Below are 17,204 nucleotides of genomic sequence, written 5' to 3' on the forward strand. Positions count from 1 at the left end.
AGGACGTTGATAGGTCAGGTGTGGAAGTGCAGTAATGCATTAAGCTAACTGATACTAATTGCCCGTACGGCTTGTCCCTATAACCTTGGCAGGTTATGGTGAATGAGAAGTGCGTTGAACGTTCGTTGATACAACTTCATTACCCAATTACTTACCGATTCCAGATTCTGGGCAACGTTCACAAGAACGCGGCTCGTACAAGTCAATGCCTGATGACCATAGCAAGTTGGTCCCACCCCTTCCCATCCCGAACAGGACCGTGAAACAACTCTGCGCCGATGATAGTGCTGCAACCAGTGTGAAAGTAGGTTATCGTCAGGCTAGTTATTATGAAAAAACCCCAACAGATTGAATGCTGTTGGGGTTTTTTTTCGTTCGGATTTTTGAGGTTGTGCGAGAATGGGGCGATATCCCGGAAGCAACCTTATGCCAGGTATTGCAACACGCTCCGTTCGCCTCTTTTTCCTGCTCCTGTTGGGGCTTTTTTCCGTTGTACGGGCCGCGCCGCTCAGCCTGCGATTTGAGCATCTCGGCGTCGAACAGGGACTGACGCAGGAATCCGTCACCTTTGTTCTGCAGGACCGCCACGGCTACATGTGGCTGGCCACCCAGGCCGGCTTGAACCGTTACGACGGTTACCGGATGACGGTGTTCAAGAACGATCCGTCCAATCCCCGCAGCCTGCTCGACAATTACGTGCACGCGCTGTACGAGGACGCCGGCGGCACGCTGTGGGTCGGCAGTAAAGGCGGCCTGGACCGCTATGATCCCGCCACCCAATCCTTCGTGCACCAGATCAACAAGAACGGAGGCCTGACGGTGACCGGCATCGTCGGCGACGGCAAGCAGGGCTTGTGGCTGGTGACCAGCGAGGGCCTGCAGCGCTTCGACATCCCCACCGGGCAAGTGCAAACGTTGCGACATGCGGAGGCCGACGCCGACAGCATCGGGGACGATCGCGTGACGGCGCTGGTGCGCGACAAACCCGGCAATCTGTGGATCGGCACCGCCAGCGGGCTGGAAGTGCTGGCGGCCGGCAGTTCGAAATTCAGGCATCTGTCGCCGCAGGCCGGCGCGGTACTTTCCAACAGCATCCTGTCGCTGTCGATAGGCGCGGACGGCGTGTTGTGGGCCGGCACCCAGAGCGGTTTGCAGGCATGGCGCCTGAACGGCGCCGAGGCGGAGCGCATCGCGCTGGCGCCGGATGAAGACTTGTCAGGCCAGCGCGTCGTCGTGCTGCTGCATGATAGCGATGGCGTGTTGTGGGCCGGCACCTTCGCCGACGGCTTGAAGCGGCGCGATCCCGTCTCCAGGCATTTTTACCACTACCGCCGCAACAGCCAGGACCGCCACGGCATTGGCGACAACCAGATCAGCGCCCTGTACCAGGATCGCACCGGCACCTTATGGGTCGGCAACTGGTACAGCGGCGTCGACTGGGTGGACCTGGCCAGCGGCGGTTTCGAACGCTACACCGAATATCCGGGTGTGCTGCCCAGCATCAGCAATAACAAGGTGCGCATTATCGGCGGCGCCGGCGGCAACAAGCTGTGGCTGGGCACCGGCGACGGCCTGACGCTGCTGGATCTGGACAAAGCTGAAAGCAAGACCTGGCATCATGACGAGGGCGATCCAGCCAGCCTGCCCGGCGACCAGATATTGGCGCTCGACACAGACCGGCAGGGCCGGCTGTGGGTCGGCAGCACCACCGGACTGGGATGGCGCGATCCATCCAGCGGCAAGTTCACGCGGACCGCGCTCGATGCCGATCCGGCGTCGCTGTCGATTCAGCGCGTGCTGGTCGATCATGCCGGCGAGATCTGGGTGGCGTCGCGCGCCGGCCTGCACCACATCGATCAACACTCCGGCGCGATCACCACCTGGCGCCACGAGACGAACAATGCCGACAGCCTGGACGGCCGTATCTACGCCTTGCTGGAAGACCACGCCGGTGTGCTGTGGCTGGGCACCGAGAACGGCCTGGACCGCTTTGACGCCACCACCGGCAAGTTCCGCCATTACCGCCACGATCCGCGCCGGGCGGACAGCCTGAGCCACAAGCGCGTGCACTACCTGTACGAAGACGACAAGGGCCGCCTGTGGATAGGCACGGCGGCCGGCTTGTGCATGGGCGAACGCGGCGCCGACGGCGAATTGCGCTTCCGCTTTTATCCCAGCCGCAACGGCCGCGCACCCGATCCGGTCGGCGCCATCCTCCCCGACCGGCAGGGACGTTTGTGGATCAGCAGCACGGCGGGCTTGTCCATGTTCAATCCGGATACCGGCGTGTTCAAGGAATACACCTCGCGCGACGGCCTGATCGACGGTTCCTATTTCATCGGCTCCGGCTACAGGGCGGCGGACGGCACGCTGTACTTCGGCGGACTGGCCGGCGTGACCGCGTTCCAGCCGTCGCACATCCACGACAACCCCCACGCGCCGCCGGTATCGATCACGGATTTTTCCATCTTCAACCAGTCCATCCTCAGCGATGCGCTGCGTACCGACGTGCTGGCCAAGGGACCGATTTACGAGGCCAAGTCGCTGCACCTGAGTTATCTCGACGCGGTGTTTTCGTTTGAATTCGCCGGCCTGCATTACGCCGACCCGCAGCGCAACCGTTTTGCCTATCAGCTCGAAGGCTTCGATCCGCAATGGGTAACGGCCGACGCCGGCAAGCGTTTCGCCACCTACACCAATCTCGACCCGGGCCGCTATGTGTTCCGCGTGCGCGCCGCCAACAAGGATGGCGTCTGGAGTTCCGATGCGGTGGCGATGGAGGTCATCATCGCGCCGCCGTTCTGGAAATCCTGGTGGTTCCGCATGCTCGGGCTGAGCCTGGCGATGGGCGGCGCCTATCTGCTGATACGCTTCCGCATCAACATGCTGGTGCGGCAAAAGCACGTGCTGGAAGCGGAGGTCGGCAGCCGCACGCGGGAGCTGGTGCAGCAAAAGGAATCGATAGAACGGCAGAAGCAGGAGGTCGAGCGGCAGAAGGAAAGCGTGGAGCTGGCGCATCGCAATATCTCGCTGCTGTCCGACATCGGCCGGCGCATCACCGCCAACCTCGACAGCGAAGCCATCATGTCGATGCTGTACCAGCAGGTGCATGCGCTGATGGACGCCAGCGTGTTCGGCATCGGCATTTACCGGCCCGAGCAGGAGCTGATCGAATATCCGTTCGCGATGGAGCAGGGCAAGCGCTATACGCCATACACGCGCAGCATGCGCGAACCCAACCAGCTGGCCGTGTGGTGCATCACCAATGCGCAGGAAGTGTTCATCAACGATCTGGAGCAAGAGTATGCGCGCTACATCGAGAGCCTGGACCTGGTGTCCGGCGCCGACGACATGGGCACGCTGGAGGACGGCTCGCTGCCGACCGAGCCGCGCTCGCTGATCTATGTGCCGATCTCGGTCACCGGCCAGGTGCGCGGCGTGATCACCGTGCACAGCTATCGTACGCACGCCTATCAGCGCATCGACCTGGACATGCTGACCACGCTGGCCTCGTACGTGGCGGTGGCGTTTGCCAACGCCGATTCGTACCGGCAGCTGCGGGACGCCCAGCAGCAACTGGTGGAGCGCGAGAAGCTGGCCGCGCTCGGTTCGCTGGTGGCCGGCGTGGCGCACGAGTTGAACACGCCGATCGGCAACAGCCTGGTGATCGCCAGCACGCTGGAGGACAAGACGATAGAGATCGACAATCGCAACAGCAGCAACCAGCTGCGGCGCTCGGACCTGCAGGCTTTCATCGACGCGGCGCGCGAGGCGTCGACGCTGCTGATGCGCAGCCTGCGCAACGCGGCCGAGCTGGTCAACAGTTTCAAGCAGGTGGCGGTGGACCAGGCCAGCGCCAAGCGGCGCCATTTCGACCTGCACCAGGCCAGCCAGGAAATCGTCACGACGATGAAGAACCAGATCCGCAAGGCCGGGCATCAGGTCGAGCTGGAGATGCCGGACGATATACAGATGGACAGTTTCCCGGGACCGTACGGCCAGGTCATCATCAACCTGATCAACAATGCACTGCTGCATGCGTTTGACGGCCGCAGCGGCGGCACGATCAAGATGTGGGCGGTGCGGCTGGGCACGGATCAGGTGCGGATTGTGTTCCAGGACGACGGCAAGGGCATCGAGATCGAACACCAGGCGCGCATTTTCGATCCCTTCTTCACGACCAAGCTGGGACAGGGGGGCAACGGACTGGGGCTGAGCATCACGTACAACATCGTGACCTCGCTGCTCGATGGCAGCATTCGCGTGGACAGCGCGGTGGGCGTGGGCACGCGCTTTACGATAGATCTCCCGCTCAAGGCGTCGCTGGCGGGAGATTGACGGGAAGGCGGGGTCAAACGCCCCAGATGATGCTTTCGTTTTCCTGTTTCGCGGCGCGCAACATCTCCAGCAGCGGATAGGCACGGGCGGCAAAGCCGACGCGTTGCAATACGGCGTGCTCCACCGTTTCGCCTTCTTCCTTTTCGTGGGCATGCGCGTCGTGTTCGACGTCATTTTCCGGATGCAGCTTGCTCTCGGCAACCTCGTGTTCGAGCACCGACAAAGCCTGGGCCGCTTCCGCCGCCGTGATCACACCGCGCGTCGGATTTTTGTGGAGCAGGTCCAGGATGCGTTGCGCATGTTCCTGGTACATCAGGACTTCCGGACTGGATGGGGATTTGAACGCAATTAACATAGAGTGCTTTCTTAGTCTTGTAGTTGAACGATACCACGGTGCACCGCTTCTTGCCTGAGCGGCAGGCCGTTAGCTTAGACATTAGGCCATGGGTACAACTTTACAATAGAGCCGCTCATCTGTATGAGCGCTAGCGCACGTCAGATTAAGCATCTTTTAAGCCAGCGCCACCGTTTCAGTTCAATTTGAATGAACTCAGGTAAGTTTCCACCTCGTCCTGCACGATGTTTTTATCGCGGCCCATGACGATGACCTGGTAAATCCTTTTGTCCTTTGCAATAAAACGTCCAATCAGGCGCATCGCTTCACCATTCTGGCTGCCCTTTGCCTCAACTTCGAGCGTGGATTGCTTGCCGTTAACAGAGGACTTGTTGCTGGTGACGGTGGCGCCGATATTGTTGACCAGCGCGGTTTTCATGGCCTCGATGGCGGCCGGTCCCTTGGCCGCATCCGCCAGCTGCGCGCTGCCGACCGCGAACACGACGCCGTTCACTTCGGCGGCCGTCATCGTCATGCTGACGTCCATGCCGTCCAGCTGGATGGCGCGGGTCTGGCTGGCCGGCTTGCCGGGGAACAGCACCGCGTAGGGCGCGTCGTTGCTGCGGTAGTCGCGCCAGTCGTATTGCGGGCTGCAGGCGCACAGCGCGGCCGCCAGCATCAGCGATAGGGATATTTTCTTCATTTCCCGGCCTTTTCTTTTTTCTTGCGGGCTTCTTCCTGCAGTTTCCATTCGTCGATATGGGCCAGCTGGCGCAGCACGCGCGAATTCGGGTCGATGGTGACCAGTGCCTGCGGCGGCAGCGTCAGTTCGCCTTTGCCGTCGGTCATCGCCAGCTTCTCGATGCGGTTGTTGACGCGCACTTCGAGCGGCATCGGGAAGGCGCCGCCATCCTTCAGTTTCCAGCTCAGCTTGAGCTGGTTGCCGCTGCGTTCTTCCACTAGTTCCGGCAAGGCCGCGTGGTACAGGTAGGCGTCGAAAAACCAGCCCAGGTCGCGGCCGCTGACCTCGTTGGCGATGGCGATGAATTCCCTGGTGCTGCTGTAGCGCGGCTGGAAGTTGCCCGGCGCCGGCGTGTCGGTGCCGTACACCATGCGGCGCGTGGCGCGGAAGAAGGCGTCGTCGCCGATCAGGTTGCGCAGCGTGTGCAGGATCAGCGAACCTTTAGTATAGATGTCGTTGCCCGGACCGCCGCGCTCGTCCTCGTAGACGTCCTCGATGCGCATCGATTTGCCGCTGACCACGGGCACCTTGTTGCGCAGGGACTTGCGCTGGTTGAACAGCTCTGCCTGGAAGTCCATCTCGCCGCGCAGGTATTCCAGGTACAGCGGCTGCATGTAGCTGCCGAAGCCTTCGTGCAGCCACATGTCGTCCCAGTCGGCGTTGGTCATCTGGTTGCCGAACCACTCGTGCGACAGCTCGTGATGCAGCAGCCAGTCGTAGCCGTAGGGCGATTTGACGTAGCCGTTGCCGTAGGCGTTGATGGTCTGGTGTTCCATGCCCAGGTGCGGGGTCTCGACCACGCCCATCTTTTCGTCGCCGAACGGGTAGGGACCGATGCGGCTTTCGAAGAAGGTCAGCATCGGCGCGAACTCGGCGAACAGGCCCTGGGCTTTTTTATCGTGGCCTTTCAGGTACCACATGCGCAGCGGAATCTTGTTGCCGTAGCGGCTGTCGTACTCGCCGGACAGCATTTCGTACGGGCCGATGTTCAGCGCGACGCCGTAGGTGCTGGGATTTTTCGCGCGCCAGTTGTAGGTGCGCCAGCCGTCTTTTTCATCCATGCCGAGCGCGACGCCGTTGCCGGCCACCACCAGCGGCGTCGGCACGCTGATGTGCAGGTCGATCAGCTTGGGCTTGCCTTGCGGATGGTCGATGCAGGGCCAGAACAGGTCGCAGCCCTCGCCTTCGACGGTGGTGGTGATCCATGGCTGGCCGTCTTCGGTCTTGCTCCACATGAAGGCGCCGTCCCACGGCGCGTGGCTGGCCACATGCGGGATGCCGTGATAGCGGATGCGCACTGTGGTGACGGCGCCGGCCGCCAGCGGCGTGGGCAGGGTCAGGTACAGGCGGCCGTCCGGATTGCTGATCGCCGACGGTGCCAGCGCGACGCCATCCACGCTGGCGAAATCGATCGGCAGGTTGCGGTCCAGTTCGACGGCGATGCGGGTCAGCGGCGCGGTGGCGGTGAAGGTCAGCGCGGCGTCGCCGCTGATGCTTTGGGTGGCGGGATCGACGCGCAGCGCCAGGTCGGCCTTGTCGAAGGTGACCGCCAGTTGCTCGGGCGCGCGCGGGCTGCCGGAGTTGGCGGTGAAATCGGTCAGCGGCACCTGGCTGGTGGCGCAGCCGGCCAGCAGGGCGCTGGCGGCGAGGTAGAGGGGCAGGCGTGTCATTGAATTCCCGGCTGATTAAATGAGCAGCGAGCAATATATCAGCAAGGCTAACGAAGAGGTGACGATAAGCGGCCTCATCGGCAGAATTAAGCACGGGCAGCCAGCACGGGGATACTTCAGCGGTCGCGCAGCGCCCGGCGGTACTGGATCGCTTCGGCGACATGCGGTTGGGAGATGCGTTCGGCCTGCTTGAGGTCGGCGATCGTGCGCGCCACGCGCAGGATGCGGTGGTAGGCGCGGCCCGACCATTGGAAGTGTTCCATCGCCTGTTTCAGGTGTGCCTTGCCGGCCTTGTCGGGCTTGCAGAAATGATCGATCTCGCGCGTGGTCAGGTACTGGTTGCGCTTGCCTTGGCGTTCGAGTTGGATATCGGCGGCTGCCTGCACGCGCGCGGCGATGACGGTGGTCGGTTCACCATCGGCGTCGGCGCTGAGCACCTCCGGATTGACGGCGGCCACTTCCATCTGCATGTCGATGCGGTCCAGCAGCGGGCCGGACACGCGGCTTTGATAGCGCCGGATCAGGTCCGGCGAGCAGTTGCAGACGCCGCTGATATGGCCCGAATAGCCACAAGGGCAGGGATTCATGGCGGCGATCAGCTGGAAGTGCGCGGGGAACTCGGCCTGCCGGGCGGCGCGCGAAATCGTGATGCGGCCGGATTCCATCGGCTGGCGCAGCACGTCCAGCACCCGACGGTCAAATTCCGGCAGTTCGTCGAGGAACAGCACGCCGCGGTGCGCCAGCGAAATCTCGCCGGGGCGCGGCACGCTGCCGCCGCCAACCAGGGCGACACCGGAACTGGTGTGGTGAGGCGACCTGAACGGCCGGCGCTTCCAGTGCTCGATGCGGAAGCTGCCCGTCAGCGACTGCACGGCGGCAGCCTCCAGCGCTTCCTCGTCGGTCATGGCCGGCAGCAGGCCGACGAAGCGGGCGGCCAGCATGGTCTTGCCGGCGCCCGGCGGCCCGACCAGCAAGATGCTGTGATTGCCGGCCGCGGCCACCTCCAGCGCCCGCTTGACCATCAGCTGACCCTTGACGTCGGCAAAGTCCGGATAGTCCGGCTGCGTCACCAGTTGCACCGGTTCATGCCGCGACAGCATGGCGTCGGCGGACTTGGCGCCGAAGTGGCCGCACACTTGCAGCAGCGATTGCGCCGGGTAGATGGCGGCATCGGCCACCAGCGCGGCCTCGTCGGCGTTGGCCATCGGCAGGATGAAGGCCAGCCGGCCGCCGTTGCGCCGGGTTGCCAGCGACATCGCCAGCGCGCCGCGTATCGGCCGCAGCTCGCCCGACAGCGACAGCTCTCCGGCGAATTCATATTGGTGCAGGCGGGCGGACGGAATCTGCCTGGACGCGGCCAGGATGCCGAGCGCGATCGGCAAATCGAAGCGCCCCGATTCCTTCGGCAAATCGGCCGGGGCCAGGTTGACGGTGATGCGTTGTGCGGGAAATTCAAAGCCGCCGTTCTGGATGGCGGCGCGGACGCGGTCCTTGGCTTCCTTGACCTCGGTGTCGGCGAGCCCGACGATGGTGAAGGCTGGCAGCCCGTTGGCCAGGTGCACTTCGACGCTGACTTCCTGCGCCTCCATGCCCGCCAGGGCGCGGCTCTTGAGTACGGCTAGGCTCATGGGATGGCAGACCGACCAGTGATAACCAGCCGCCAGCGTAGCCCAAGCCCGCCGTCCCGCCTTGCGCTAGCCCAAACGGGCGGGCGCCGGCCGCATTTCGCTTACTTATTCCGCTATTTTATTGACCTGCCGCCTTGGCTTCCAGCTCGGCCAAACGGGTTTCCAGCGCTTCCAGCTTGGCGCGGGTCTTGGCCAGCACTTGCGTCTGGACGTCGAATTCCTCGCGCGTGACCAGGTCCAGCTTGGAAAAACCCTGCGTCATCATGGACTTCACGTTTTTCTCGATGTCCTTTGCTGGTGAGTTTTCGATGGCTTGACTGATCTTGGTCTGCAAGTCGTTAAAAAAAGTGTTCATATCCATAATATTCCTTGATCTAGTCGCCCATGCGTCGCACCATTGCGGTGCATGTCGGCGTTAAAGTGGTGCGAAATTCGTGATTTTTGCCGCCGCAGGCCGCCCAACTCCCACTTTTGTCGGAAACGCCCCGTTGTAGTTGCTGATGCAGCCGCTATCACCTCGGCAACATTAGCTGGCACGCATTCTGCTAAAGAAGCTAATGATGCTGTTCACCGCTTCGCTTTACAAGGATTTTAAACCGCAACTGCTAACTAAGTTCACACTACACAAGGAAAAATACAATGAAAAGCTTGACTAAGAACTTTACCCTGAACGTAACCCTTGCAGCGTTGACGTTAGCATTCGCATCCCTGAGCGCCGGCATGGCGCACGCCGAAGACGCGACACCCGCGCCGGAAGCGAAACCCGACAATGAAGTCAGCTTTAACGCGGCCATTGTCAGCGACTACCGCTATCGCGGCGTATCGCAAACCCGTCTGAAACCTGCTCTGCAGGGCGGCGCGGACTATACCAATAATCCGACCGGCCTGTATGCCGGTACCTGGTTGTCCACCATCAAGTGGACCAAGGACGCAGGCGGCGACGGCGATGTCGAATGGGATCTGTACGCCGGCAAGCGCGGCGAGATCGTCAAGGACGTCTCGTACGACGTCGGTGGCCTGTACTACTACTACCCATCGAACGGCCTGCACCCTAGCGCCAATACTTTCGAATTGTACGGCCAGATCTCCTATGGTCCGGTCTCGCTCAAATACTCGCAATCGACGACCAACCTGTTCGGCTTTGCCGACAGCAAGAACAGCGGCTACGTCGACGCTTCCGGCAACTTCGAGTTGACCGACGGCTACATCCTGAACGTGCACGCGGGTCACCAGAACGTAAAACACAACGGCGCCTCCAGCTATACCGACTACAAGCTGGGCGTGACCAAAGATTTCGGCGTAGTGACGGTGGCATTGGCGGCGGTCTATGCCGACACGAAAGCCTACGTCGGACCGGATGGGAAGAACCTGGCAAAAACGGGTGCTGTCCTGTCCATTTCCAAAACCTTCTAAGCGAGGCCAGCATGAAAATGATTACCGCCATTATCAAGCCGTTCAAGCTCGACGAGGTCCGCGAGGCCCTGTCGGCGATCAACGTGCAAGGCATTACGGTCACCGAGGTAAAAGGCTTCGGTCGCCAAAAAGGCCACACCGAGCTGTATCGCGGTGCGGAGTATGTGGTGGACTTCCTGCCGAAGACCAAGATCGAAGCGGCGGTGGACGATTCCATCGTCGAACAGGCTATCGAAGCGATCGAAGGCGCTGCCCGCACCGGCAAAATCGGTGACGGCAAGATCTTCGTGTACAACCTGGAACAAGTGATCCGCATTCGTACCGGTGAAACCGGCAACGAAGCTCTTTAAGGGGAAGATTGATGAAGAAAACTATAACAACGTTGCTAGCTGGGGTTTCCATCCTGTTTGCGCTGGCTGCTCCGGTCCATGCCGAGGATGCCAAGCCGGCAGCGTCGGCACCGGCCGCGTCCGCACCAGCCGCCGCTGCCGCGTCGGCGCCTGAAGCTTCGGCACCGGCCGCCGCGCCAGCTGCCGCCGCTCCGGCGCCGGCCGCCGCCGCTCCGGCCGCTCCGGCCGAAGCCGCCGCCGCACCCGCACCTGTCCCGAACAAGGGCGACACCTCGTGGATGATGGTGTCGACCATTCTCGTCATCATGATGTCGATTCCCGGCCTGGCGCTGTTCTACGGCGGCCTGGTCCGTTCCAAGAACATGCTGTCGATCCTGCTGCAAGTGTTCACCATCTTCGCGCTGATCATCGTGCTGTGGTGCGTCTACGGCTACTCGCTGGCGTTCACCGAAGGCAATGCCTTCATCGGTAAATTCGACCGTGCCTTCCTGAACGGCATCTGGGATCCGGCCAAGGCCACGTTCTCGACCGCCGCCACCTTCAGCAAAGGCGTCGTGATTCCTGAATTCGTCTACGTCGTGTTCCAGGCCACGTTCGCCGCCATCACCTGCGGCCTGATCGTCGGTTCCTTCGCCGAACGCGCCAAGTTCACCGCCGTACTGGCCTTCGTCGTACTGTGGTTCACCTTCGCTTACCTGCCAGTCGCCCACATGGTCTGGTTCTGGACCGGTCCTGACGCGATCAAGGATGCCGCCACCGCCGCCACCGAAGGCGCGAAAGCCGGCTTCCTGTTCCAAAAAGGTGCGCTGGACTTCGCCGGCGGTACCGTGGTTCACATCAACGCCGCAGTCGCCGGCCTGGTTGGCGCATACATGATGGGCAAACGCGTCGGCTACGGCCGTGAATCGATGGCTCCGCACTCGCTGACCATGACCATGATCGGCGCTTCGCTGCTGTGGGTCGGCTGGTTCGGTTTCAACGCCGGTTCGGCGCTGGAAGCTGGCGACATCGCTGCCCTGGCCTTCGTCAACACGCTGCTGGCCACCGCCGCCGCCACCATGTCCTGGCTGCTGGGCGAGTGGATCTTCAAAGGCAAGCCATCGATGCTGGGTGCCGCTTCGGGCGCCGTTGCCGGCCTGGTCGCGATTACCCCGGCTTGCGGTTTCGTCGGTCCGATGGGCGCGCTGATCATCGGCCTGCTGGCTGGCGTGATCTGCCTGTGGGGTGTGAACGGCCTGAAACGCCTGCTGGGCGCCGACGACTCGCTGGACGTGTTCGGCGTGCACGGCGTGGGCGGTATCCTGGGTGCGTTGCTGACCGGCGTGTTCGCTTCGCCATCGCTGGGCGGTCAAGGCATCTTCGACTATGTCACCAACAAAATGTCGGCCGATCCTTACTCGATCGCCAGCCAGGTGACCACGCAAGCCACCGCGATCGGCACCACGATCCTGTGGTCGGGCATCGTGTCGCTGATCGCCTACAAGCTGGTTGACATCGTCATCGGCCTGCGCGTTCCGGAAGAAGAAGAGCGCGAAGGCCTGGACATCACCAGCCATGGCGAGTCCGCGTATCACGCTTAATCCTGTGCTTAATTAATAATGTTGCATCGACCCGTTTCGGCGGGTCAACGAAAAGCGCCTCCAAAAGAGGCGCTTTTTTCATTTCCTGCCTTTAAAATACGGTTTTCGCCCCGATTTGGGCTATCTGCACGGTAATAGCTAAGGAAGTAAACATGGTTCCCCATCTCGTCACGGCCCTGACCGGACCGCTGCTCGATCTTGAAGAGAAAATCCTGGCCGCCACGCCGGCCATCGAGCGCTGGTTCAGGCTGGAGTGGCAGGAGCACACGCCGCCATTCTATTGCTCGGTCGATATGCGCAACGCCGGCTACAAGCTGGCGCCGGTCGACACCAACCTGTTCCCGGGCGGCTTCAACCATCTGGCGACGGAAATGCTGCCATTGTCGGTACAGGCGGCCATGGCTGCCATCGACAAGTATTGCCCGGACGCGCGCAACCTGCTGCTGATCCCGGAAATCCACGAGCGCCATCCGTCCTACCTGCAAAACGTCGCGCGGCTGATGCAGATCTTCCGCCAGACCGGGCTGCACGTGCGCCTCGGTTCGCTGTCGCCGGAAGTCACCCAGCCGACGCCGCTGGCTTTGCCTGATGGCAACATGCTGGTGGTCGAGCCACTGGTGCGGTCGGCCAACGGCCGCCGCGTGGGGCTGAAGGATTTCGATCCGTGCACGATCCTGTTGAACAACGACCTGTCGGCCGGCATCCCCGACATTCTGCAGAACATCCATGAGCAGAGCCTGCTGCCGCCGCTGCATGCCGGCTGGGCGATCCGCCGCAAGAGCAACCACATGAACGCCTACGACGAGGTGGTCAAGAAGTTCGGCAAGCTGATCGGCGTCGATCCGTGGATGCTCAACCCGTTCCACGCCAAGTGCGACGCCGTCAACTTCCGCACCGGCGAGGGCTACGACTGCCTGGCCGCCAACGTCGACGCGCTGCTGTCGAAGATCAAGAAAAAGTACAAGGAATACGGCATCAAGGACCAGAAGCCGTTCGTCATCGTCAAGCCGGACGCCGGGACCTACGGCACCAGCATCCTGACCATCAAGGATTCCAGCGAAATCAAGGACTTGAGCCAGGCCCAGCGCGACAAGATGATCGTCATCAAGGATGGCAGGGAAGTGACCGACTTCATCATCCAGGAGGGCGTGCCTACGTTCGAGAGCATCAAGGACGCGGTGGCCGAGCCGGTGGTCTACATGATAGACCGCTATGTGGTCGGCGGCTTCTACCGCGTGCACGCGGAAAAGGGCATCGACCAGAACCTGAACGCGCCCGGTTCGCAATACGTGCCGCTGGCGTTCGCCCAGCAGCACGCGGTGCCGGACCTGAAGGCCAAGCCGGGCACGGCGGCGCCCAACCGTTTCTATGTGTACGGCGTGGTGGCGCGGCTGGCGCTGCTGGCGGCGTCGCTGGAAATGGAACGCACCGATCCGAATCCGGAAGTCTACTAAGCCTCCGCGCCGGGCAGGCCGACTGGTCCGCCCGCCGGTGCCGCAGGCGAAACTCGGCTAAAATCAGGCATTACCCAGAATGGATGCGCCCATGAAAATAGCTTTCCTCGCCGACCCCTTGGCCAGTTTCAAGACCTACAAGGATTCGACCTACGCCATGATGGTGGAGGCGGCCAAGCGCGGCCACACCGTGTATGCCTTCGAGCAAAAGGACATGGCGCTGGAAAACGGCGTGGTCACCGCCAATGCCGCCCAGATCACGCTGACCGGCGATTCCCACGACTGGTACCGCGCCGCGCCGGCGCACGAAACCAACCTGGGCGAGTTCGACGCCATCATCCAGCGCAAGGATCCGCCGTTCGACATGGAGTACATCTACGGCACCTACCTGCTGGAGATGGCCGAGAAGCAGGGCGCGAAAGTGTTCAACAAGCCGTCCGCGATCCGCGACCACAATGAAAAGCTGACCATCGGCCAGTTCAGCCAATTCACCTCGCCGACCTTGGTGACCTCCGACGAGGCGCGCATCCGCGCCTTCCAGCAGCATCACGGCGACGTCATCCTCAAGCCGCTCGACGGCATGGGCGGCACCGGCATCTTCCGCGTGACGATCGACGGCATGAACCTCGGCGCCATCATTGAAACGCTGACCGACAATGGCGCCCGCACCATCATGGTGCAGCGGTTTATCCCGGAGATTGCCAAGGGCGACAAGCGCATCCTGGTCATCGGCGGCAAGCCGGTACCGTTCTCGCTGGCGCGCATCCCGCAAAACGGCGAGGTGCGCGGCAACCTGGCGGCCGGCGGCATCGGCGTGGCACAACCGCTGACCGAGCGCGACTATGAAATTGCCAATGCCCTGGGCCCGGTACTGGCGGCCCGTGGCTTGTTGCTGGTAGGATTAGATGTTATTGGTGATTTCCTAACGGAAGTGAACGTCACCAGCCCAACCTGTTTCCAGGAAATCACCCAGCAAACGGGCTTCCCGGTGGCCGCGATGTTCATCGACGCGGTCGAAGCGGCTGTGGCGCACGACTAAAAAATTAACAATAGCGCCGGACGCCGTGAAAAAACGTCCGCGCTCACTGGCGGTTTAAGAATATGGTTGGCATACTGCTTATGACGCACGCACCACTGGGACAGGCCTTCATTGCCGCCTGCGCCCATGTGTTCCGTGGTCCGACCGAGCGGCTGGAGGCGATCGACGTGGTCGCCGACCAGGACCTCGGCGAAGTCCAGGCGCTGGCGGCGGCGGCGATCAAACGTCTCGACGCCGGCGATGGCGTGTTGGTGATTACCGACGTCAAAGGCGGTACGCCCGCCAATTGCTGTGACCGTCTGGCGGATGCCGGGCGGGTGGAGGTGATCGCGGGCATCAGTTTGCCGATGCTGCTGCGTGCCATCACCTACCGCCGCGACACGCTGGACGTGGTGGTGGAGATGGCCCTGGCCGGCGCGCAAAGTGGGGCGGTGCGTGTCGATAACCGAATCCGGGTCGGGCAATCCTGACTTTGGAATTATTTCTTGCAGTGCGCATTTCTGATTGAGACAAAAGAAAAATGATTCAACAAGAACTTGAGATTATCAACAAGCTTGGTTTGCATGCGCGTGCCTCCGCAAAATTCACCCAACTGGCAGCAAAATTTCAGAGCGACGTCTGGCTGACCCGCAACGCGCGCCGCATCAACGCCAAGTCCATCATGGGCGTGATGATGCTGGCCGCCGGCAAGGGCGCCAAGGTCACGCTGGAAGCGGACGGCGCCGATGAAGGCGATTGCATCGCCGCGCTGATGGCGCTGGTCAACGACAAGTTCGGCGAAGGCGAGTAATGCCCGCGGAACGCAGCCGCCCCCGTACCCCGACAGGTCCGCCTATGGCCTCCTTCACCTTGCATGGCATTCCCGTTTCGCGGGGGATCGCCATCGGTCGCGCGCACAAGCTGGCGCCGGCGGCGCTGGACGTCAAGCACTACCTGGTGGCCGAAGAGCAGGTCGAGGGCGAAGTCGCGCGCCTGCAGCAGGCGCTGGCCCAGGTGCACAAGGAACTGCAGACGCTGTGGAACGAGTTGCCGAAGGACGCGCCGACCGAACTGGGCGCCTTCATCGACGTCCACGCGCTGATCCTGTCGGACCCGATGATCTCGGAGGCGCCGCTCGACATCATCCGCACCCGCCACTACAACGCCGAATGGGCGCTGCTGACGCAGATCGACGAGCTGTCCGCGCAATTCGACGAGATCGAGGACCCCTACCTGCGCGAGCGCAAGGCCGACATCCAGCAGGTCGCCGAGCGCGTGCTGAAGGTGTTGATGGGCACCGAGCAGATCCTGCCGGCCGCCGGCGGCGAGGACGAATTCCAGGCGCAGATGATCATCGTCGCCCACGACATCTCGCCGGCCGACATGCTGCAGTTCCGCGACCGTTCCTTCATCGGTTTCGTCACCGACGTCGGCGGGCAGAACTCGCACACGGCCATCGTCGCGCGCAGCCTGGATATCCCGGCGGCCGTCGGCATGTCCGGCGCCTCGACCCTGATCGAGCAGGACGACTGGCTGATCATCGACGGCGACGCCGGCGTGGTCATCGCCAATCCGAGCGCGCTGGTGCTGGAGCAGTACCGCGAGCGCCAGGGCGCCGCCGCCCGCGCGCGCAAGAAGCTGCAAAAGCTGAAGAAGACGCCGGCCATCACCAAGGACGGCACCGAGATCACGCTGCTGGCCAACATCGAACTGCCGGACGATTGCCCGGCCGCGATGGAGGCGGGCGCCAACGGCGTCGGCCTGTTCCGCTCCGAGTTCCTGTTCATGGGCCGCAACAGCAAGATCCCGTCCGAGGACGAGCAGTTCGAACAGTACAAGAAGGCCGTGGTGGCGATGAAGGGCCGCCCGGTGACGATACGCACGCTCGACATCGGTGCCGACAAGCCGCTCGACCAGAGCGAGCACACGGCGCTCAATCCGGCGCTGGGCTTGCGGGCGATCCGCTACTGCCTGGCCGAGCCGCAGATCTTCCTGACGCAGCTGCGCGCCATCCTGCGCGCGTCGGCGTTCGGCAAGGTGCGCATCCTGATCCCGATGCTGGCGCACGCCTTCGAGATCGACCAGTCGCTGGCGATGATCGCCCAGGCCAAGGCCGAGCTGCGCGAGCAGAACGTCAAGTTCGACGAGAACGTCGACGTCGGCGCCATGATTGAGATTCCGGCCGCCGCGCTGGCGCTGCCGATGTTCGTCAAGCGGATGGACTTCCTGTCCATCGGCACCAACGATCTGATCCAGTACACGCTGGCGATCGACCGGGTTGATTATGAGGTCGCACACCTTTACAATCCGCTGCATCCGGCTGTGCTGCAATTGATCTCGATGACGATTGCGGCCGGGCATAAAGCCGGCATCGACGTGGCTGTGTGCGGCGAAATGGCGGGCGATGTCAAGCTCACCCGCCTGCTGCTCGGCATGGGGTTGCGCGAATTTTCGATGCACCCGGCGCAGCTGCTGTCGGTCAAGCAGGAAATCCTGAACAGCGACCTTGCGCGCATCATGCCGCAAACCCGCAAGATCATGCGCTCGATGGAACCCAATGTTATTGCAGACGCGGTCGAACAATTGCAGTTGATGTAACGGAGGGTGCTACAAAATGCCCACAGCGTCGTTATGGCTCCTCGCCGTACTAGCGTACTGTCTTCGTCGCCATGCCTAG

14 protein-coding genes and 2 rRNA genes are annotated in these 17,204 nt (G+C 62.3%); 11 read left to right on the plus strand and 5 right to left on the minus strand.

Going from position 1 to position 17,204, the window contains the following annotated elements; all coding sequences use genetic code 11:
- The 3 genes from ABWW33_RS04120 to ABWW33_RS04130 all read left to right on the plus strand — a co-directional run.
- Nucleotides 1–79, plus strand: a 23S ribosomal RNA gene (locus ABWW33_RS04120); the annotation flags it as partial.
- 129 nt (nt 80–208) lie between these two features.
- Nucleotides 209–321 (plus strand): 5S ribosomal RNA (gene rrf, locus ABWW33_RS04125).
- A 153-nt stretch (nt 322–474) separates the two neighbouring features.
- The gene (locus ABWW33_RS04130) at nt 475–4,338 is read left to right on the plus strand and encodes a two-component regulator propeller domain-containing protein (protein ID WP_353399268.1); all 3,864 of its coding nucleotides are present in this window, start codon (nt 475–477) and stop codon (nt 4,336–4,338) included.
- Between the two features lie 13 nt (nt 4,339–4,351).
- Here ABWW33_RS04130 and ABWW33_RS04135 read toward each other — a convergent pair whose 3' ends face one another.
- From ABWW33_RS04135 to ABWW33_RS04155, 5 genes are all read right to left on the minus strand, one after another.
- Entirely contained in the window at nt 4,352–4,693 is a 342-nt protein-coding gene (locus ABWW33_RS04135; RefSeq protein WP_176654891.1) for a DUF1840 domain-containing protein, read from the minus strand.
- 175 nt (nt 4,694–4,868) lie between these two features.
- The gene (locus ABWW33_RS04140) at nt 4,869–5,375 is read right to left on the minus strand and encodes a hypothetical protein (protein WP_353399270.1); all 507 of its coding nucleotides are present in this window, start codon (nt 5,373–5,375) and stop codon (nt 4,869–4,871) included.
- Nucleotides 5,372–7,084 carry a M1 family metallopeptidase gene (locus ABWW33_RS04145; RefSeq protein WP_353399273.1) on the minus strand — a complete coding sequence of 571 codons (1,713 nt, stop codon included), beginning with the start codon at nt 7,082–7,084 and terminating at the stop codon, nt 5,372–5,374. Before ABWW33_RS04145 ends, ABWW33_RS04140 begins: the two co-directional genes overlap by 4 nt.
- A 116-nt stretch (nt 7,085–7,200) precedes the next feature.
- Nucleotides 7,201–8,712 carry a YifB family Mg chelatase-like AAA ATPase gene (locus ABWW33_RS04150; RefSeq protein WP_353399276.1) on the minus strand — a complete coding sequence of 504 codons (1,512 nt, stop codon included), beginning with the start codon at nt 8,710–8,712 and terminating at the stop codon, nt 7,201–7,203.
- Nucleotides 8,713–8,830: 118 nt separating this feature from the next.
- Entirely contained in the window at nt 8,831–9,073 is a 243-nt protein-coding gene (locus ABWW33_RS04155) for an accessory factor UbiK family protein (RefSeq protein ID WP_176654887.1), read from the minus strand.
- 278 nt (nt 9,074–9,351) lie between these two features.
- Between ABWW33_RS04155 and ABWW33_RS04160 the strand changes: the two genes are divergently transcribed.
- From ABWW33_RS04160 to ptsP, 8 genes are all read left to right on the plus strand, one after another.
- Entirely contained in the window at nt 9,352–10,125 is a 774-nt protein-coding gene (locus ABWW33_RS04160; protein WP_176654886.1) for a TorF family putative porin, read from the plus strand.
- A gap of 11 nt (nt 10,126–10,136) precedes the next feature.
- Nucleotides 10,137–10,475, plus strand: coding sequence for a P-II family nitrogen regulator (locus tag ABWW33_RS04165; protein WP_008444920.1), 339 nt, complete (start codon nt 10,137–10,139; stop codon nt 10,473–10,475).
- Nucleotides 10,476–10,486: 11 nt separating this feature from the next.
- Entirely contained in the window at nt 10,487–12,055 is a 1,569-nt protein-coding gene (locus tag ABWW33_RS04170; protein ID WP_353399281.1) for an ammonium transporter, read from the plus strand.
- Nucleotides 12,056–12,207: 152 nt separating this feature from the next.
- Nucleotides 12,208–13,509, plus strand: a complete 1,302-nt coding sequence (gshA, locus tag ABWW33_RS04175; RefSeq protein WP_176654884.1) for a glutamate--cysteine ligase — start codon at nt 12,208–12,210, stop codon at nt 13,507–13,509.
- 91 nt (nt 13,510–13,600) lie between these two features.
- Nucleotides 13,601–14,548 (plus strand): glutathione synthase, encoded by a 948-nt coding sequence (gene gshB, locus ABWW33_RS04180; RefSeq protein WP_176654883.1) that lies wholly within the window; start codon nt 13,601–13,603, stop codon nt 14,546–14,548.
- Nucleotides 14,549–14,610: 62 nt separating this feature from the next.
- Complete coding sequence (locus tag ABWW33_RS04185; RefSeq protein ID WP_176654882.1) at nt 14,611–15,018, plus strand: PTS sugar transporter subunit IIA; 408 nt, start codon at nt 14,611–14,613, stop codon at nt 15,016–15,018.
- Nucleotides 15,019–15,068: 50 nt separating this feature from the next.
- Nucleotides 15,069–15,338: an HPr family phosphocarrier protein gene (locus tag ABWW33_RS04190; RefSeq protein WP_353399285.1), complete on the plus strand. Its 270-nt coding sequence runs from the start codon at nt 15,069–15,071 to the stop codon at nt 15,336–15,338.
- A gap of 44 nt (nt 15,339–15,382) precedes the next feature.
- Nucleotides 15,383–17,125, plus strand: coding sequence for a phosphoenolpyruvate--protein phosphotransferase (gene ptsP / locus ABWW33_RS04195; RefSeq protein ID WP_353399288.1), 1,743 nt, complete (start codon nt 15,383–15,385; stop codon nt 17,123–17,125).
- Nucleotides 17,126–17,204 lie beyond the last annotated feature (79 nt).

Origin of the sequence: Duganella hordei (genome assembly GCF_040369125.1) — a bacterium.
GTDB lineage: Bacteria > Pseudomonadota > Gammaproteobacteria > Burkholderiales > Burkholderiaceae_D > Rugamonas > Rugamonas hordei.